Source organism: Pseudoalteromonas apostichopi (assembly GCF_030297135.1).
GTDB lineage: Bacteria > Pseudomonadota > Gammaproteobacteria > Enterobacterales > Alteromonadaceae > Pseudoalteromonas > Pseudoalteromonas apostichopi.
Window position 1 is genome coordinate 1,172,319 of record NZ_AP028065.1, and the last position, 18,579, is coordinate 1,190,897.

General features: G+C 43.0%; 17 protein-coding genes. 2 read left to right on the forward strand and 15 right to left on the reverse strand.

All coding sequences use genetic code 11. The features are described from left to right. Positions 1–35 precede the first annotated feature (35 nt). Positions 36–575 (forward strand): inosine/xanthosine triphosphatase, encoded by a 540-nt coding sequence (yjjX, locus tag QUE86_RS05260; RefSeq protein WP_130050557.1) that lies wholly within the window; start codon positions 36–38, stop codon positions 573–575. Between the two features lie 11 nt (positions 576–586). Next, positions 587–1,261, forward strand: coding sequence for a pyrimidine 5'-nucleotidase (gene yjjG / locus QUE86_RS05265; protein WP_286259632.1), 675 nt, complete (start codon positions 587–589; stop codon positions 1,259–1,261). 72 nt (positions 1,262–1,333) lie between these two features. Here yjjG and lpxC read toward each other — a convergent pair whose 3' ends face one another. The 15 genes from lpxC to rsmH all read right to left on the reverse strand — a co-directional run bounded on the left by lpxC (position 1,334) and on the right by rsmH (position 18,575). Then, positions 1,334–2,245: a UDP-3-O-acyl-N-acetylglucosamine deacetylase gene (gene lpxC / locus QUE86_RS05270; protein ID WP_036971181.1), complete on the reverse strand. Its 912-nt coding sequence runs from the start codon at positions 2,243–2,245 to the stop codon at positions 1,334–1,336. 104 nt (positions 2,246–2,349) lie between these two features. Beyond that, positions 2,350–3,597, reverse strand: a complete 1,248-nt coding sequence (ftsZ, locus tag QUE86_RS05275; protein WP_054561045.1) for a cell division protein FtsZ — start codon at positions 3,595–3,597, stop codon at positions 2,350–2,352. A 21-nt stretch (positions 3,598–3,618) separates the two neighbouring features. After that, on the reverse strand, positions 3,619–4,851 hold the full coding sequence (ftsA, locus tag QUE86_RS05280; protein ID WP_130050554.1) for a cell division protein FtsA: 1,233 nt from the start codon (positions 4,849–4,851) through the stop codon (positions 3,619–3,621). After that, entirely contained in the window at positions 4,848–5,627 is a 780-nt protein-coding gene (locus tag QUE86_RS05285; protein ID WP_130050553.1) for a cell division protein FtsQ/DivIB, read from the reverse strand. The genes ftsA and QUE86_RS05285 overlap by 4 nt, the downstream gene beginning before the upstream one ends. A gap of 1 nt (position 5,628) precedes the next feature. Further along, positions 5,629–6,549 carry a D-alanine--D-alanine ligase gene (locus QUE86_RS05290; protein WP_178927423.1) on the reverse strand — a complete coding sequence of 307 codons (921 nt, stop codon included), beginning with the start codon at positions 6,547–6,549 and terminating at the stop codon, positions 5,629–5,631. After that, positions 6,546–7,982 carry a UDP-N-acetylmuramate--L-alanine ligase gene (murC, locus tag QUE86_RS05295; RefSeq protein ID WP_175580465.1) on the reverse strand — a complete coding sequence of 479 codons (1,437 nt, stop codon included), beginning with the start codon at positions 7,980–7,982 and terminating at the stop codon, positions 6,546–6,548. The genes QUE86_RS05290 and murC overlap by 4 nt, the downstream gene beginning before the upstream one ends. Positions 7,983–7,999: 17 nt before the next feature. After that, on the reverse strand, positions 8,000–9,073 hold the full coding sequence (murG, locus tag QUE86_RS05300; protein ID WP_167658662.1) for an undecaprenyldiphospho-muramoylpentapeptide beta-N-acetylglucosaminyltransferase: 1,074 nt from the start codon (positions 9,071–9,073) through the stop codon (positions 8,000–8,002). Then, complete coding sequence (gene ftsW / locus QUE86_RS05305) at positions 9,070–10,245, reverse strand: cell division protein FtsW (protein ID WP_130050549.1); 1,176 nt, start codon at positions 10,243–10,245, stop codon at positions 9,070–9,072. Before ftsW ends, murG begins: the two co-directional genes overlap by 4 nt. Next, a complete protein-coding gene (gene murD, locus QUE86_RS05310; protein WP_286259643.1) occupies positions 10,242–11,567 on the reverse strand; it encodes a UDP-N-acetylmuramoyl-L-alanine--D-glutamate ligase in 1,326 nt (441 codons plus the stop codon). Before murD ends, ftsW begins: the two co-directional genes overlap by 4 nt. Further along, positions 11,568–12,650 carry a phospho-N-acetylmuramoyl-pentapeptide-transferase gene (mraY, locus tag QUE86_RS05315; protein WP_239976893.1) on the reverse strand — a complete coding sequence of 361 codons (1,083 nt, stop codon included), beginning with the start codon at positions 12,648–12,650 and terminating at the stop codon, positions 11,568–11,570. After that, on the reverse strand, positions 12,644–14,032 hold the full coding sequence (locus tag QUE86_RS05320; protein ID WP_286259646.1) for a UDP-N-acetylmuramoyl-tripeptide--D-alanyl-D-alanine ligase: 1,389 nt from the start codon (positions 14,030–14,032) through the stop codon (positions 12,644–12,646). The genes mraY and QUE86_RS05320 overlap by 7 nt, the downstream gene beginning before the upstream one ends. After that, positions 14,029–15,507: a UDP-N-acetylmuramoyl-L-alanyl-D-glutamate--2,6-diaminopimelate ligase gene (murE, locus tag QUE86_RS05325; protein WP_286259650.1), complete on the reverse strand. Its 1,479-nt coding sequence runs from the start codon at positions 15,505–15,507 to the stop codon at positions 14,029–14,031. The genes QUE86_RS05320 and murE overlap by 4 nt, the downstream gene beginning before the upstream one ends. Next, on the reverse strand, positions 15,500–17,317 hold the full coding sequence (locus QUE86_RS05330; RefSeq protein ID WP_130050544.1) for a penicillin-binding transpeptidase domain-containing protein: 1,818 nt from the start codon (positions 17,315–17,317) through the stop codon (positions 15,500–15,502). Before QUE86_RS05330 ends, murE begins: the two co-directional genes overlap by 8 nt. Then, a complete protein-coding gene (gene ftsL / locus QUE86_RS05335; RefSeq protein ID WP_130050543.1) occupies positions 17,314–17,640 on the reverse strand; it encodes a cell division protein FtsL in 327 nt (108 codons plus the stop codon). The genes QUE86_RS05330 and ftsL overlap by 4 nt, the downstream gene beginning before the upstream one ends. Next, complete coding sequence (gene rsmH / locus QUE86_RS05340) at positions 17,640–18,575, reverse strand: 16S rRNA (cytosine(1402)-N(4))-methyltransferase RsmH (protein ID WP_286259662.1); 936 nt, start codon at positions 18,573–18,575, stop codon at positions 17,640–17,642. The genes ftsL and rsmH overlap by 1 nt, the downstream gene beginning before the upstream one ends. Positions 18,576–18,579 lie beyond the last annotated feature (4 nt).

Consider the following 18,579-nt stretch of genomic DNA (forward strand, 5'->3'; position numbering starts at 1 on the left):
CTGCTGACTCTGTCGAAAATAATGGAGTCGTCGGCTTGAAACAAACATTACGTGTTATTGTCGGTTCAAAGAACCCTGTTAAAATTAACGCAGCTAAACATGTCTTTAGTCTTTACTTTCCAAACCATACGATTGAATGCCTAGGCGAACATGCGCCTTCTGGTGTTCCAGATCAGCCGCTAGGCGAAGACGAAACCCGTATTGGCGCTGAAAACCGTGTTAAATATTGCCAAAACCACTTTGATGCCGACTTTTATGCAGCAATGGAAGGTGGCGCAGAACAATTTAGTTATGGCGCAGCAACCTTTGCCTTTGTGGTGATTGCAAACACGCAACAATTTAGCGTTGGTCGCAGTAGTAACCTGCCGTTACCGCAACCTTTTTACGATGCCTTGCTAGCTGGTAAAGAACTAGGTGATGTCATGGATGATGCATTCAATACCGTTAATATTAAACAACAAGGTGGCGCTATTGGCTTACTAACCAATCACCTTGCTACGCGTGAAAGCACTTATGTACAAGCGCTGACACTGGCAATGGCGCCATTTTTACACCCTACTCTATTCAATCAGTAATTAGGATAACCATGAAGTATAGCCACGTATTATTCGATGCCGATGAAACGCTATTTAGCTTTAATGCATTTGAAGGTTTAAAAGTGATGTTCGCTAATTACGGCGTAGAATTTACTGATTCAGATTATCATCATTACCAAGCAACCAATAAGCTGCTTTGGGTTGCTTATCAAAAGCACGAAATTACTGCTAGTGAGCTGCAGATAACTCGCTTTACAGAATGGGCGAATAAACTCGATGTGCCAGCAAAAGCACTGAACGATGGCTTCTTAGACGCTATGGCTTCTATTTGTGTGCCACTACCCGGTGCCGTTGAATTACTAACAAAATTAAAACCACACGCCAAGCTAGGCATCATTACCAATGGGTTTGCTAAGTTACAACAAAAACGCCTAGAGCACACTGGTCTACAGGATATGTTCGATTGGCTTGTTATTTCAGAATTAGTCGGTAAAGCAAAGCCTGCCCCAGAAATTTTTCAACATACATTTCAACTCATGGGTAATCCGCCAAAAGAGCAGATTTTAATGGTTGGTGATACCGCCGCCAGCGATATTTTAGGCGGACACAATGTCGGTATCGACACTTGCTGGTTGCAACATCCTGGGGTTGAGTTACCAGAAGATATTAAACCAACCTATCAAATCAATCAGTTGGTCGAGCTTGAAGCGATTCTTGGCTTATAGTTCTAGATAAATGATTGGCAAAAAAAAATGACGCTTAAAGCGTCATTTTTTATAACTGTAATATGCTTGCGATTAAGCTGTCGCTACTTCTAGGCCTGGTGCTGGCATCGTTACTGGGGTATCGAATGTTGCCCATTCCCATGCTGACTCAGTCGCCATAATTTTACGAAGTAGTTTATTGTTTAAATCATGGCCTGATTTATAAGCCGTGATTTTACCTAAAATGTTGTGGCCAGTCATAAACATATCGCCCACACAGTCTAAGATCTTGTGTTTCACAAACTCATCGCTATAACGTAAGCCGTTTGGATTTAGTACTTTAAACTCATCCAATACAACTGCGTTATCCATGCTACCACCTAATGCTAGGTTGTTAGCGTGCATATACTCGATATCTTTCATAAAGCCGAAAGTACGTGCGCGGCTGATTTCTTCAGTGAAGCTTTGTGCCGTGATATCTAAACCGATACGTTGGCGGCTTTCATTGATTGCTGGGTGATCAAACGCAATTTCAAAATCGATGTGGAAACCATCGTATGGTTCGATCTCAGCCCATTTATCGCCTTCTTCAATACGTACTTTTTCTTTAATACGAATAAAGCGCTTAGCTGCATTTACTTCTTTAATGCCGCCTTTTTGTAACAAATAGATGAATGGTAATGCACTACCATCCATGATTGGTACTTCTGAGCTGTCTAATTCAACAATTAGATTATCAATACCCATTGCCGCTACCGCCGCAATAAGGTGCTCAGTCGTAGATAAACGAACGCCATCTTTGTTTGTTAAACAGGTACACAGTTGCGTATCACCAACGGCTTCTGGTGTTGTTTCAAAATCAACAACCGGATCAAGGTCTACGCGACGAAATACTATCCCAGTATTTGCGCTCGCAGGTCGGAGAGTAATAGTGACCTTCTCACCTTTATGAAGTCCAATTCCTATGGCTTTGACTACTTCTGCAATCGTACGCTGTTTAATCATAGGTTCGCTCACTTATAGTTACAGTTAGACGGCGAATTGTATCATAAATACATCCAGCTGCCAATTTGTTTATTTATCGAACAAAATAACCAGTAAAAGTCTATTTAGTCAGCTTGCTTTCTAAGAAAAGCAGGGATATCGAAATAATCTCCCCCTTCTGACTTATCAGATTTTTTGCTGCTCTCAGTGCTGCTAGATACTGAGCTGCTCGTTGTACTTTGTTGTACTGGCTCTTGCTTTTCAGACGCAGATGACATGCTTACATCATCGCTGCTACCTTGACTTGCAAAGCTTGGTACATACATGCTGCTCGTTGTTTGGTTCATTGAGCTTTGTACATCAGAACCTGATGCTTTCTTAAAGCCATTATCAACAATACCAAACTGTGGACGACGGTCGCCGCCTAAACCTGTTGCAACAACCGTTACACGTAACTCGTCGCTCATTTCAGGGTCAATTACCGCACCTACAACCACTGTTGCGTTTTCTGACGCAAGTGCTTTAACGTGGTTACCAACAATTTCAAATTCTTCAATCGCAATATCCATACCTGCAGTGATATTAACTAGAATACCTTTAGCACCTGTTAAATCGACATCTTCAAGTAGTGGGCTTGAGATAGCTGCTTCTGCCGCTTCTTGTGCTCGGTCAGGACCAGACGCAGATGCTGTACCCATCATCGCAGTCCCCATCGCTGACATAACAGTACGTACGTCGGCGAAATCCACGTTGATTAGACCAGAACGGGTGATTAGCTCTGCAATACCTTGTACCGCACCAAATAAAACGTCATTCGCTTTTGCGAAGGCATCTAATAGTGTAGTGCCTTTGCCTAAAACTTTAAGCAATTTGTTGTTAGGAATTGTAATAAGTGAATCTACAGTTTCTGACAATTCATTAATGCCTTGTTCAGCAGCTGCAGCACGCTTTTTACCTTCAAAGTCAAACGGGCGCGTTACAACTGCAACCGTTAAAATGCCTAACTCTTTAGCAATTTTAGCAACCACTGGCGCAGCACCTGTACCGGTACCACCACCCATACCAGCTGCGATGAACACCATGTCAGCGCCTTCAAGGCTTGCACGGATAGTTTCAGCGTCTTCTTCAGCTGAATTACGGCCCACTTCTGGGTTAGCGCCCGCACCTAGACCAGAGGTGATTTGTGTACCTAGCTGTACAGTTACATCAGCTGATGAATTACGTAATGCTTGTGCATCCGTATTCGCGGCAATGAAACGTACGCCTTCAATTTGTTGTTTTACCATGTGCTCAACAGCGTTACCGCCGCCACCGCCCACGCCAATTACTTTAATGACAGCTTCTTCGCTGTGCTGTTCCATCATATCAAACATGTTTACTCTCCGACTTGAGTTTTAAAACTCACCTTGGAACCATTTAGTAATACGGTTCCACCAATTATTATCACCTTCAGCTTTCGATTTTTGTGCATTCATCGATTGCATAGTACGGCCGTATTGTAACAAACCAACCGCGGTCGCGTACGAAGGATCATCTACATAATCTGTCAAACCAACCATCCCGATCGGCTTGCCAATTCTGACTGGCATTTGGAAAATGTCTTCTGCCACTTCCATTGCCCCAGCCATTTTTGCTGTTCCGCCAGTAATGACGAGACCTGCAGCAATTTGGTCTTCAAAACCTGAGCGACGTATTTCTTCCATAGCCAGCTCAAATAACTCTCTAAAACGTGGCTCAACAACCTCAGATAAGGTATGGCGCGACATAATACGCGCAGGTCTGCCACCTACACTCGGTACTTCAATCGTATCTTCGTTGCTTGCCATTTGGCTACTTGCACACGCATATTGTACTTTGAGTGACTCAGCATGTGATATAGGAGTTCTAAATATTTTTGCAATATCACCAGTCACTTGGTTACCAGCTACCGGAATAACGGCTGAGTGGCGAAGCGCACCATTAATATAAATAGTGATATCCATCGTACCACCACCAATATCTAGAACAGCTACACCGAGCTCTTTTTCATCGTCGGTTAATACTGAATAACATGATGCCAATGCCGTGAAGATCAACTGATCAACTTCAAGCCCACAACGCTCAACACATTTTTCGATATTCTTAGCCATATCGTTTGAGCAAGTAATGATATGCGCCCGAGCTTCCATACGTACACCGCTCATACCTAATGGGTTTTTAATCCCTTCTTGCATATCGATGCTGTACTCTTGTGGCAGTGCATGCAGCATTTTTCGTTCTGCCGAAATAGGGACCGAACGAGCAATGTGGATCACATTTTCAATATCTTCGTCAGTCACTTCAGTGTTGTTAATCGCAACGACACCGCTTTCGTTTTGGCACTGGATATGTTTTCCAGAAATACCCAAATAAACAGAGCTGATACGACAATCAGCCATCAACTCAGCTTCGTCTATAGCGCGACGAATCGACTCAGAAACAAGGTTAAGGTCGTTAACGCCACCTTTATCCATACCATGCGATACTTGGCTGCCAACACCCACAATGCTTAGTTTATTATCTGCGGTGATTTCACCAACGGTGGCCACAACTTTCGATGTGCCAACGTCTAATCCAATCACTAGGTTTCTTTCTGCTGACTTGGTCATGCCTTACTCTTATTTTCTAATTGTTCTTCTTGCAATGGCTTCCAGCTCACTGCAAGGCCGGTATCATACCGTAAATCAACAACATCGATTTGTGCATCTGCACGTTGTTCCATGCGCGGATACACGTCAATAAAACGCTGTACACGCTTTGCTTTTTCTTTGCGGCCTAAGTTCAGGCGAATGCCGTTATCAAGCCATAACTGCCACGAAAAGCGCTCAGAAAGCGCTAAACTGGTCAGCTCTAAGTTATTCAATTTTAGCATTTCTTGAAATTGACGAAATGCTGTCCACGCTTCGATTTCACTGCCTTCTGGGCCATATAGTTGAGGCAAGCTAGTGGGTAATTTGTCACTACTTGCTTGAAACACTTCACCAGCTTGATTTAACAGTAAATCACTATTCCAGTGCGCTACAGCTTGGTGCTCTACTACATATACCTGCAAGGTATCAGGCCATTGTTTTCTGACCGATGCCGTAGCAACCCAAGGCAAGCTTTGTACTAAGCGTTGCACATGTTTTACGTCTAATTCAAAAAAACTCGATAAGTCAGCTTTTCTTATTGCACCAATAATTGCTTTTTCATCAGTGTATTGGGGCTGCCCTAAAACTGATAAATGCTTTATTTGCGCGTCTTTGTTCTCTACCAACCAATCTGAGACGCCTGTGGTGATTTTTACTAATGCAAAAATCACCAATAGAAAAAAGCTCACACCAAAAATCAGCGACCAGTTTAACTGCTGTTTTAATTGTTGCACTTTTTCTAAAAAAGAATGCATATTAAAGTGTTTGCTCCAAAATGCGAACAACTAATTGCTCAAAGCTTGAACCATTCGCTTTTGCCGCCATTGGTACTAAAGACTTTTCTGTCATGCCAGGTACCGTATTTACTTCTAATAAGTAAAAGTTACCTTGCTGATCACGCATTGCATCAACACGGCCCCAACCACTTGCACCGACTAAATCAAACGCTTTTAATGCCATATCTTGCAATAATTCAGTTTCTTGCACAGATAAATCTGCAGGGCAATGGTACTGAGTTGTATTTGATTGATACTTAGCTTGATAGTCATAAAAGCCATTTGGCGTCGTCATCTCAATGACAGGTTGAACATCCTGTCCAAGCACAGCAACAGTAAATTCACGGCCTGAGATCCACTGTTCCACCAGTACTTGGCTATCAAACTTAAATGCGGCATTAAGTGCAGTATCTAGTTGCTCTGCGTTATTTGCTTCTGCCATACCAATACTTGAACCTTCATGTGACGGTTTTACCATCACTTTGCCAAATTCATTGATAATCGCTTGGCTATCAAATTCATGGCGGCTATCAACTACAGCATAGGGTGCTGTGCTCAACCCCATTGCTTTAAATAAATGCTTACAACGCACCTTATCCATCGCAAGCGCTGAGCCAAGAACATCACTGCCTGTATAGGGAATCCCCATAAATTCTAGAGCGCCCTGAATAGTGCCATCTTCACCACCGCGGCCATGAAGAGCAATAAATACACGTTCAATATTTAACTCTTTTAATTGCCATAACGGCTGATCTTTAGGATCAAAAGCAATGGCATTAACACCCACACTTTGCAAAGCGCTCAATACGGCTTGGCCTGATTTTAGAGAAACTTCTCGTTCGGCAGATGTGCCACCAAAAAGTACCGCTACTTTGCCAAATTTGTCGCTTAACTGGCTCATACATTTACCTGCTTTAGTTGTTCAATAGACAACTTAGTTGCTGCTAACTTTTTCACTAACTGGCCTATGTTACCAGCGCCCTGTGTTAAAACTAAATCATTATCTTGCAGTGTATTCGCAAGTACACCGGCAAGCTCAGAGCTACTAGCAACATGTAATGGCTCTTTACCTCGCTGTCGTAAGCTACGGCATAAACTCTTGCTGTCAGCACCGACAATTGGCTCTTCACCTGCTGAATACACATCAAGCAATAACAACTGATCAACGTCAGCCAGTACTTTTACAAAATCCTCGTACAAGTCACGAGTACGACTATAACGGTGCGGCTGGTAAACCATCACTAAACGTTTATCCGGCCATCCCTCACGAACCGCCGCAATTGTCGCTGCCACTTCTGATGGGTGGTGACCATAATCATCAACTAACATGACATTGCCACGTTCATTTTCAAACGTTCCGTAATGCTGAAAACGACGGCCTACCCCTTCAAATTTTGTTAGCGCTTCTAAAATTGCATGGTTAGCAATGTTTTGATCTTTAGCAACTGCAATTGCAGCCGTTGCATTAAGCGCGTTGTGCTTGCCCGGCATATTAAGCGTTACTGCTAGGCTTTCACCTTGTTTATTCACCACATTGAATGAGCAAGTATTCGCTGTTTGGCTAAAATCAGCCATTCGATAATCAGCTTCTGCTGATTCACCATAGGTGATAACAGGGCGTCCAAAACGAGGAATAAGTTCTGCCGCAACTTCAGAATCAATACACACTACAGCTAAACCATAAAACGGTAAGTTATGAATGAAATCGACGTAAGTATCTTTCATTTTTTCTAAGCTACCGCCATAGGTGTCCATGTGATCTTCTTCTACATTGGTGATCACCGATACCATAGGTTGTAAATGTAAGAATGACGCATCACTCTCATCAGCTTCAGCTATTAAAAAATCGCTTTTACCTACCTTGGCATTACTCCCTGCACTATTTAACAAGCCACCAATAATAAAGGTTGGATCAAGGCCTGCTTGTGCATAAATGCTGGCAATTAAACTGGTTGTTGTGGTTTTACCATGGGTGCCTGCCACTGCGATACCGTGGCGAAAACGCATTAATTCAGCCAGCATTTCTGCACGGCGAACAATTGGAATACGCGCCGCTTTGGCTGCTTTAATCTCAGGGTTTTGCTCATTAATCGCACTTGATACCACCACAACACTGGCATCTTTTACATTATTTTCGTCATGACCAATAAATACTTCTGCACCCAGTTGAATTAAGCGCTCAGTCATCGCACTGTGCGCAATGTCTGAACCTGTGATGCGGTAGCCTTCAAAAGCAAGTACTTCGGCAATACCACCCATACCTGCGCCACCAATACCAACAAAGTGGATGGTGTCGATACGACGCATCGCAGGGCGAGTGTTGTTTTCTTTCATCGTGCTTTCTTTCACTACTAATCTCTTCTATCTGCTAGTTGCTCACAGCGCTTTGCAACATTGGCTGTGGCATCTAAAATAGCAAGCTGTTTTGCTTTGCTTGCCATTGTTGAAATTTTTTCTGGTGCGCTGACATACGGTGTTAATAACTCCACAACCGCCGCTTGATTAAACTCACTTTGCTGCATAATCAATGCAGCTTGCTCAGCGACTAAATACTTTGCATTAGCAGTTTGATGGTCATCTACAGCATGTGGGAAGGGCACAAATAACGCCATTCGACCTGCAGCAGCAATCTCACTAACCGTTAACGCACCAGCGCGGCAAATTACCAAATCGGCCCATTGATATGCACTATCCATATCATCAATGAATTCAGCAACTTTGCTATTTTCAGCTAACCCTAACTGTTGATAGCTAGCAGTCACATTAGGTTCATTATTTTTACCCGTTTGATGCCATATATTAAGCGCTGTTAGCGCTGAAAGTTCACTGAATACAGCAGGTAAAGTTTCATTGAGTACCTGAGCGCCCAGTGACCCACCTACGACAAGCACATTGATTGGCGAAGTCGTTTTTTTAGCAGTGACATTAGCAACACTTGCTCGCACCGGATTGCCAACCACTTCACATTGTTCTTTTGCAAAAGCCGACGGGAAAGCTGCCAGCACTTTATTAGCAAACTTTGCTAACCAACGGTTACTCATACCTGCAACAGCATTTTGCTCATGAATAACCAAAGGAATACCTAAGCTTTTCGCTGCAAGTCCAGTGGGTCCAGTTACATAACCACCCATAGCTAAAACAACATCAGGCTTTTGCTTTTTTAAAATTTTACGTGCTTGAAAAATGGCATTCATCACCATAAATGGTGCTTTAATCAAGCGCTTAACCCCGTTGCCGCGCACACCTTTCACATTGATAAATTCAATCTCAATGTTGTGCTTAGGAACGACAGTTGCCTCCATTCTGTCAGGGGTACCAATCCAGCTAACCTGCCAGCCTTGTTGCTTTAAAAAGTCAGCAACCGCAATACCTGGGAAAATATGCCCACCGGTACCGCCAGCAACAACAAGTAACTTTTTACTCATCGCTTACCTCCACGTGAGGTTGCCTGCTTAGTCGCCATTTTGGTTTCAAAATCTATTCGCAAAAGTACACCTGTTGCTATGGTCATAATTAATAAACTAGAACCACCGTATGAAATAAACGGTAATGTTAAGCCTTTCGTTGGCAAAATACCCGCGCTAGCGCCAACATTGACCATGGTTTGAAACGCAAACCAGATACCAATAGCAAAGGCAAAATAGCCTTCGTATTCTTTGCCACATTTCAGCGCTTTTTGGCCAATTAACAGGGCTCTAAATACAAACACACCGAGCACTATCAAAATACTTAATACGCCAAAGAAGCCAAGCTCTTCACCAATCACAGCAAAGATAAAGTCATTATGTGCTTCAGGTAGGTATTGCAGTTTTTGCACGCTATTACCTAACCCTTGACCAAACCAGCCACCTTGGCTGTATGCCATTAGCGATTGTACTAACTGATATCCTTTACCGAATGGATCTTCCCATGGCTCCAAAAAGCCTGTTACTCGAGCCATACGATATGGTTCAGCGATGATCAACACCACAACTGCTGCAATACCAGTTAAGATAAGACCAAAAAATTGCCATAGCTTAGCACCTGCTAAAAACAACAAACCAACAGTCGTCACAAACAATACAACAACTGTTCCTAAGTCTGGTTGCATCAAAATCAAAAATGCATAAACACCAAATACAGCTAATGGCTTAAAGAAGCCTTTTAAGTTCTCTTGTACTTCTTCACGTTTACGCACTAAGTAACCAGCAATGTAGCTAAAGAAATACAGCTTGGCGGCTTCAGCGACCTGAAAGCCCACTGGGCCAATAGGTATCCAACGCTTTGCACCATTTACTTCACGGCCAACAATCAGCACCAAAACCAGCAAACCTAAACCCAGCAACAATAAATAGGCGTTACTGCGCTTCCACCAATCCATAGGCACGTTAGTGGCAATCCAAAATAAGAAAAAGCCCATAATTAAGAACATGCCATGGCGAATGATAATGTGATACGGATTATCAAATAATCGCTCTGCTGTTGGCATAGAGGCACTGGTTACCATCACAAAGCCAACGCCAATCAACATCAACATGCAATACAATAACGGCACATCATAAAGTTGCGGCGATTGTTTTGGTGTTAATGCTTCACGGATGTCAGCAAATGCAATCATACTGCCTCCGCCAATACGCACTGCGCAAAGTCATCACCACGTTGCATATAATTGTTATACATATCAATGCTGGCGCATGCAGGTGCTAATAATACTATATCGCCGCTCGTGCTTAACTTTTTTGCTAGTTGCACAGCTTCATGCATGTTGGTGGTTAGGTGACCTTTTTCAGTCAGAGCCACTAACGCTTTAGCATCTTTACCAAAACAAACAAGCGCTTTTACTTTGTCGTTTAAGTATGGCTTTAAGGCATCTAAATCAGCCCCTTTTGCATCACCACCAGCAATCACAACTAATTGCTTGGCTTGATAAGCTAAGCTTTCAATCGCAGCGATTGTTGCACCTACATTAGTCGCCTTTGAATCGTTAAAGTATTTTACTTCATTAATTTCAGCAACAAACTGACAACGGTGTGCCAGCCCTGTAAAAGCACTAAACGCTTGCTGGTAATGCTCTTTAGCAATATCAAACGGGCTCAGTAATGCCATCACCGCTAAGGCGTTTTGTTGATTGTGTGAGCCAACAACATTTAAGCAGCTTGCTGGTAATACTGGCTTACCGTGTGCTGCAAAGTATTGCTCACCTTGATGTTCAACCAAGGCAAAATCTGCATTAGCGAGCGCAAAGCTCACTTGTGGTTGCTTTGCAGTGTGCGTAGCCACATCAATCGCATTAACTACAGCAAGCTCTGAGCCGTTATAAATACTTTGCTTAGAGTCAATGTATGCTTGGTAGCTTGGATAACGATCGAGGTGATCTTCGCTAACATTCAATACACAGGCACTTTTTGCTTTTAAGCTGTGTGTGGTATCAAGCTGAAAGCTCGACAGTTCAAGTACATACACATCATAGTCTTGCGATAGTAAATCAAGCACTGCCGTGCCAATATTGCCACCAAGGCCAACTTTATAACCGGCCGCTTTAAGTACTTCAAACGCCAATGTAACTACAGTCGACTTACCATTTGAACCAGTCACCGCAACAATTGGTTTATCGGTTAAGCGGGCAAAAAGCTCAACGTCACCAATCACTTCAACACCAGCAGCAATCGCTTTTGCTACAGCAGGTGTAGCTAGGCTTAGACCTGGACTGATGATAATAATGTCATTGCTGGCTAAATCAGCCTGTTCTAAATCACCAAAGTGAGTTGTTAACTCACTGGCATGCTCGTTTAACCAATCAGCTCCAGGAGGAGCCGAGCGGCTATCAACAACGATTGGCTTAATATTCTGAGATAATAAAAAACGCACAATGCCCAGACCGGTTACACCGAGTCCAAGCACTGAAATTTGTTTGTTTTTAATCTCGTTAATGACTGTCATTTACCTGATCTTTAATGTCGCAAGGCCAGCAAGTACTAGCACGATTGAAATAATCCAAAAGCGCACAATAACGCGCGGTTCAGGCCAACCTTTTAATTCATAATGGTGGTGAATAGGCGCCATTCTAAAAATACGTTGGCCACGTAATTTGTAAGAGCCTACTTGTAAAATCACCGACAATGCTTCCATTACAAACACACCACCCATGATGACAAGTATCAGTTCTTGACGAACAAGCACTGCAATAATACCCAGTGCTCCACCAAGTGCTAATGAGCCTACATCACCCATAAATACTTGTGCTGGGTAAGTGTTAAACCATAAGAAGCCTAGTCCTGCACCTACAATCGCAGTACACACAACCACAAGCTCACTAGCTAATGGTAAGTGTGGAATATGTAGATAGCTTGAGAAATTAACGTTACCGGTTAAGTAAGCAATAATGGCAAGTGCCGCCGCCACTAAAATCGTAGGTACAATCGCTAGACCATCAAGGCCATCTGTCAGGTTTACCGCGTTCGACGTACCTACAATTACAAAGTAAGTCATAACGATATAAAACAGCCCAAGCTGAGGTAACACATCTTTGAAAAACGGTACTACTAACGAGGTTTCGCTGGCTTGCTGCGACGTAAAATAAAGTGCACTTGCAACCACTAACGCAATCACTGATTGCCAAAAGTATTTCCACTTCGCAATTAAGCCTTTAGGATCTTTACGGATCACTTTACGGTAGTCATCAATAAAGCCAACCACACCTAACGAGCCCACTACAAATAGGGTTGCCCATACATATTTATTTGAAAGGTCAGCCCACAGTAATGTGCTGGTAAAAATTGCCCCTAGAATCAAAATGCCGCCCATGGTTGGCGTGCCTTTTTTAGATAAATGAGACTCAGGACCATCGTGACGAACAACCTGACCAATTTGCATTTTTTGCAATGCACGAATCAGCTTAGGGCCAAAATAAAGAGAGATAAGCAGCGCCGTTAAAATACCTAAAATCGCACGTAGCGTAAGGTAAGAAAAAACATTAAAACCACTGTAATACTGTGTTAAATACTCTGCCAGCCAAACTAACATGACGATACTCCATTGTTGCCATTTTGCTGGCCATTTACTAAATCTGTGACCACAAGTTCCATACGAGAACTACGCGAACCTTTTACAACGATCGTGGTTTTTTGCATCGATTGAGCAAGCTCACTTTGTAATTGTTGTAATAATTGTTCACGGCTTGAGAAGTGGCGGTTTGGCTTTTCAAATACATCACTGGCTGATTTGCTTAATACCCCTAGGCTGTAAAGCTCATCAATGCCTTTTTGCTGCGCGTATTCACCGACTTGTTGATGATAAAAACGAGCTTCTTCGCCAAGCTCCCCCATATCTCCTAACGCAAAAATACGACGGCCCGGCATATCACTTAATAAATCAATTGCCGCTTTAACCGATTGCACATTTGCGTTGTAGGTATCATCAATAACAGTCAAAGTGTCTGATACTTTGAGGACGTTAACACGGCCTTTCACTTCACCCATGGTTGCTAATGCTGATGCAACATTTTCAAGGCTTACACCCAACTCAGTAGTTAAGGCTGTGGCAATTAAAGCATTGGCAATATTATGTTTTCCAGGTAATGCGAGGGTGACAGGCACTTTTTTATCTTTATTACAAAGCACAAAAGAAGCACGGGCTTGTTCATCAAGCACCACATCTTCTGCCCAATAATCTAGTTGTTGGCTAGTAGAAAAGCGTTTTACGTTGCGATCATTTAATTTTTCGAGCCAAAAATCGGCAAAATCACTGTCGCAGTTAACCACAGCGACACCATCAGGCTTTAAGCCGTCATAGATTTCACCCTTTGCCGTTGCTACACCTTGTAATGACCCAAACCCCTCTAAGTGAGAAGCTGCAACATTACATACCACAGCAACATCAGGTTTCGTCATTGCAACAGTGTAAGCTATTTCACCAATATGATTGGCACCTAATTCAATTACCGCATATTGATGCTGTGGCTCAAGGCGTAATAACGTCAGTGGTACACCAATGTCATTATTAAAGTTGCCTTTTGTTGCTAGGACTTCACCGTGATCAGATAAAATCGCCGCACACATTTCTTTAACGGTCGTTTTACCTACGCTACCTGTGATAGCAATCGTTTTTGGTGCGACCTGAGCCATGACAGCAGTACCAATTTGGCCTAACGCAATGCGCGTGTCGCTAACCACAAACTGTACAATATCGACATTAACGGGACGCGCAACAATAGCAGCTATCGCCCCTTTTTCTTTTGCTTGCGCAACAAATTTGTGGCCGTCAAAGTTGGGGCCTTGTAGCGCTAAAAACACTTCACCATCGCACAAAGTACGAGTGTCTGTGTTGATGTTTTTTACCTTTTGATTACCACCTTGGTAATCTCTTGCTAGAACATTTGCTAGCCAATCAAAATCCATAGGGATCATAACTGCGCCCCTTGCGATTTTTCTTTTAGTTGTTGTTGTACATATTGACGATCGCAGAAGTCGATTCGTTGATCGCCAATAATTTGATAATCTTCGTGGCCTTTACCTGCAATCAAAATCACATCATCAGCACCGGCTTGTGATATAGCATAACTAATTGCTAGCGCTCGGTCTGCTTCACAATGTGCAAGTTCTGGCTGTTCAAGCCCTGCAACCACATCTGCGATAATAGCGTTTGGATCTTCACTACGCGGGTTATCACTAGTAACAATAATACGGTCTGCATTGCCTTCTGCGGCTTTGGCCATCATCGGGCGTTTACCTTTATCACGATCACCACCGCAACCAAACACGCAGCTCACTCCACCCGGTACATGTTTTTGTAGTGCTTGTAATGCAAGAGCAAGTGCATCTGGAGTATGAGCATAATCAACAATGCAGGTTGGTTGACCTGGCTCACTAAATGCTTGCATGCGCCCAGCGACTGGTTGCAGTGTTTTACAGGCTTCAACTAATAAAGTGAGTGGGTAGCCCATACCTAATAAAGTGGCCATTGCAGCAGCTAAATTATATAAGTTAAATTCACCGAATAGTGTGCAATTAACCTCAGCCTGCCCCCAGCTGGTATCAAACTTCGCCGAAATACCTACATTATCGTAAGTCACATCACTGAAATACACAAAACGTGCATTTTCAGGCGATAAATTTTTATGACCATAACAAATCAGGTTATTAAAGTCGTACTTTTCCAACCATGCCTCAACTTGAGCATCATCTTGGTTAAGTACCACAAGCTCTGGCATATGGTTACGCATTAACATCAACTTAGCATCACCATAGGCATCCATAGTGCCATGATAATCTAAGTGATCACGTGAAAGGTTAGTAAACACCGCAGCTTTAAACTGACAATGATCAACACGGTGCTGTACTAAGCCATGTGACGAAACTTCCATAGCCACAACATCACTCTGTTGCTCTACGAGTTCAGATAAAATACGCTGCAAATCAACACTTGATGGTGTGGTGTTAGCAAGCTCAGTGAGATTATCAGGGTGCCCATAGCCAAGTGTACCAATCACCGCTGTGCGTTTTTGACAGTACGCAGCTAAATGCGCGATCATCGCTGTTGTCGTTGACTTGCCATTGGTGCCTGTTACACCCACTAAATCAAGTTGCTTTGATGGCTGTTGATAAAAAGCAGCCGCGAGTGCTGGCAATTTTTTTGCTAAATCTGTTACTAAATAAAGTGGTTCAAATTCACAATCGAACTCACATAAACGGTCAGCAATTATTGCCACCGCACCATTTTCAATGGCTTTTTCAATAAACTGTCCGCCATCAAGTTGATGACCTTTAATAGCAACAAACACATCGCCAGCTTTCACATCTCGACTATCAAGACGTAGTTGATTGACCAATAAACTATTGGCCTCAATATCAATATGATTAAGAATCGGTTTTAAATCACGCATCGTTATCTTTGCCTTCTACGTACGCAACCGCATCTTTGTCCGGTGCGACGTTTAGAATTCTTAAGGCATTGGAGACAATCTCTGCAAATGCAGGGCCTGCCGTCGCACCGCCGTAATAAACATCTCCACCCGGTTCGTTAATCAATACTACTACTGCTAAACGCGGGTTACTCGCAGGTGCAATACCAGCAAAGTAACCAACGTATTCGTCACCATAACCACCGACAGCCGCTTTCTTAGAAGTACCTGTCTTACCTGCGGCACGATAACCATCAACATGAACTTTTTGTGCAGTACCGCCTTTTTCAAATACGCTTTCCATCATGTGGACAACAGCTTCAACGTCTTTTTGTTGAAAAATACGTTCGCCTTCAGGTACCGAATCTTGTTTAAGTACAGTCAATGGGCGCATGACACCACCTGAACCTAACATGGCATAAAAACGCGCCATTTGTGCGGTGCTTACTGCTAGATTATAACCAAATGATAGTGCAGCAATTTCATGATCAGACCAACGGCGATTTGGGTAAAATAAACCACTACTCTCACCAACCATGCCAGTACCACTATCGCTACCAAAGCCAACTTTTTGATATAGGCCAACAAAGTAATCTTTTGGAAGTTCTTGGCTAACCTTAGTCACCCCCATGTTGCTTGAATATTTTAAGATTTCTCTTAAAGTCATCTCACCATGATTACGAGTATCCTGTACTAGACTACCGCCTACTCGCATCCAGCCGGGGTATGTATCAACGATTGAATCCGGTTGAATTGTGCCGTAGTCTAAACCAGCTAAAATGGCTAGTGGCTTAACAGTGGAGCCAGGTTCAAATAAATCGGTAATCGCTCTATTACGGCGCTTATGCGGTGCGGCGTCATTAAGGTTGTTTGGGTTAAACGATGGGCTATTTACCATCGCTAACACTTCACCTGTTTTAACATCCACAACCATGGCTGAACCTGAGGTCGCTTTGTAAGATAACACCGCTGATTTTACTGCTTTATAAGCAATTGCTTGAATACGTTGGTCGATACTTAAGTGAATGCTCTCTGGCTCTACGCGCTCACGTTCATCAAGCACCTCTACTTCACGACCTTGGGCATCTTTACGAATAGTGCGCTGACCTTCAACGCCCGTTAACGCCTTTTCATAAAGCTTTTCAATCCCTTCAATACCATGGCCATCAATGTTAGTGAAACCAATAACATGAGCCGTCACTTCACCGGCTGGATAATAACGTTTTGATTCATCCAGCAAATGGATACCCGGTAAACGAAGATCGCCAATATAGTTAGCAACCGCAGGAGTGACTTGACGTTTTAAATAGACAAAGCGTCGCTTTGGATTATCACGAAGACGAGAGTTAATTTTGCTAGGTTCAATACGTAGTACATCCGCAAGCTCACGCCAACGAATATCATTATTGTAATAAGCAGCAATACGTTTGTTTAATTCTGCCGTGTTTTCAGCAAGCGCTTGTTGGTCTTCACCGTTTTTGCGTGCTTGACGCAGTACCTTACTGATCAATGACTTGTTTAACGCTTTAGGGTCGGCATAAACACTCACTACAGGCACACTTACAGCTAGTTCTTTACCATTGCGATCGAAGATCATGCCACGTTGCACATGTTGTTTTTCAACACGTACCGTGCGTTTATCACTTTCTGAGCGCGCTTTATCAGGCTCAATTACTTGTAAAAATGCGGCACGTGCGACCAGCGACATGAATACTAAAAATACGACTGAACACACCAGCGAAAAACGCCATGTGATCAAAGTATTTGTTGGCTTTTTCCCTCTGCTTCTCATTGCAGTATTACCACCTGTTCATCTTTGCTTGTTGGCCGCTTCATTTCTAATTGCATGGTTGCCACTTCTTCAATGCGCGCATGCTGCGAATAAAACTCTTCTTCTACTAGCAAGTAACGCCACTCAAGATCGAGTTCATCGCGCTCTTGCAATAATTTATCTTGCTCTATCAATTGTTGACGCGCTAAGTGCGTCACCTGAACCACACTCAAACTAGAAGCAAGAATCACAACCAATAAGGCCAAGGTCAGCTTATTAGCTCCTAGGCCTTTAAAAATTTCCACAAATAAGTTGGGTTGTCGATTCACCGCTTTAGCTTTCATTACAGCCTCTGTGCAATCCTTAATACCGAACTACGTGAACGCGGATTAGCATCAATTTCCGCCTTACTTGGCTTAATGGCTTTACCCACTGCCTTTAACGTCAGGTTTTTATTTATTTGTGCGTCAGTCAAAGGCAGACCTCTGGGTATCGCCTCTCCCTTACTCTGTTTTTTTATAAACTGCTTAACAATGCGATCTTCTAACGAGTGAAACGAAATAACGACTAAACGTCCACCTGGCTTTAAAACGTCAACAGCGGCTTGCAGTGCAGTTTGAATTTCTTCAAGTTCACTGTTGATATAAATACGGATCGCTTGGAATGTACGTGTTGCAGGATGCTTATACTTGTCTTTAACCGGCACAGCTTCATCGACTAAATCAGCAAGCTGCTTAGTGCTAGTAATAGGTGTGTGCTCACGAGTCTCAATGATTTTATGGGCAATACGACGACCAAACTTTTCCTCACCGTAGGTTTTAATCACATGGGTAATATCTTCAAGTTCAGCTTCAGCTAACCATTGTGCAGCACTGCGACCACTGGTTGGGTCCATGCGCATATCGAGCGGGCCATCTTTCATAAAGCTAAAACCGCGTTCAGCATCATCAAGCTGTGGTGAAGAAACACCGATATCTAACAAAATGCCGTCAACTTTACCGATTAAATCGTTATCTTCAGCAACGGCTTTAAGATTTGAAAAACGCGTGTGGGCAATCGAAAAACGTGCATCATCAGCAAATTTTTCAGCAGCTTTAATAGCTTGTGGATCTTGATCAATCGCTTGCAAGCGACCTTGTTCACTTAAACGCGCAAGAATTTGCCCTGAGTGTCCGCCGCGACCAAATGTGCCATCCATATAAATGCCTTCGGGTTTAATATCCAAAGCATCTATGGTTTCGTCCATCAGTACAGAGACATGTTCAAATTGCGCTGTCATTAGC

Bases quoted from the DNA above. Each gene is read 5' to 3' on its own strand.
- yjjG (WP_286259632.1), top strand. From the start codon at position 587: ATGAAGTATAGCCACGTATTATTCGATGCCGATGAAACGCTATTTAGC.
- lpxC (WP_036971181.1), bottom strand. From the start codon at position 2,245: ATGATTAAACAGCGTACGATTGCAGAAGTAGTCAAAGCCATAGGAATT.
- ftsZ (WP_054561045.1), bottom strand. From the start codon at position 3,597: ATGTTTGATATGATGGAACAGCACAGCGAAGAAGCTGTCATTAAAGTA.
- ftsA (WP_130050554.1), bottom strand. From the start codon at position 4,851: ATGACCAAGTCAGCAGAAAGAAACCTAGTGATTGGATTAGACGTTGGC.
- QUE86_RS05285 (WP_130050553.1), bottom strand. From the start codon at position 5,627: ATGCATTCTTTTTTAGAAAAAGTGCAACAATTAAAACAGCAGTTAAAC.
- QUE86_RS05290 (WP_178927423.1), bottom strand. From the start codon at position 6,549: ATGAGCCAGTTAAGCGACAAATTTGGCAAAGTAGCGGTACTTTTTGGT.
- murC (WP_175580465.1), bottom strand. From the start codon at position 7,982: ATGAAAGAAAACAACACTCGCCCTGCGATGCGTCGTATCGACACCATC.
- murG (WP_167658662.1), bottom strand. From the start codon at position 9,073: ATGAGTAAAAAGTTACTTGTTGTTGCTGGCGGTACCGGTGGGCATATT.
- ftsW (WP_130050549.1), bottom strand. From the start codon at position 10,245: ATGATTGCATTTGCTGACATCCGTGAAGCATTAACACCAAAACAATCG.
- murD (WP_286259643.1), bottom strand. From the start codon at position 11,567: ATGACAGTCATTAACGAGATTAAAAACAAACAAATTTCAGTGCTTGGA.
- mraY (WP_239976893.1), bottom strand. From the start codon at position 12,650: ATGTTAGTTTGGCTGGCAGAGTATTTAACACAGTATTACAGTGGTTTT.
- QUE86_RS05320 (WP_286259646.1), bottom strand. From the start codon at position 14,032: ATGATCCCTATGGATTTTGATTGGCTAGCAAATGTTCTAGCAAGAGAT.
- murE (WP_286259650.1), bottom strand. From the start codon at position 15,507: ATGCGTGATTTAAAACCGATTCTTAATCATATTGATATTGAGGCCAAT.
- QUE86_RS05330 (WP_130050544.1), bottom strand. From the start codon at position 17,317: ATGAGAAGCAGAGGGAAAAAGCCAACAAATACTTTGATCACATGGCGT.
- ftsL (WP_130050543.1), bottom strand. From the start codon at position 17,640: ATGAAAGCTAAAGCGGTGAATCGACAACCCAACTTATTTGTGGAAATT.
- rsmH (WP_286259662.1), bottom strand. From the start codon at position 18,575: ATGACAGCGCAATTTGAACATGTCTCTGTACTGATGGACGAAACCATA.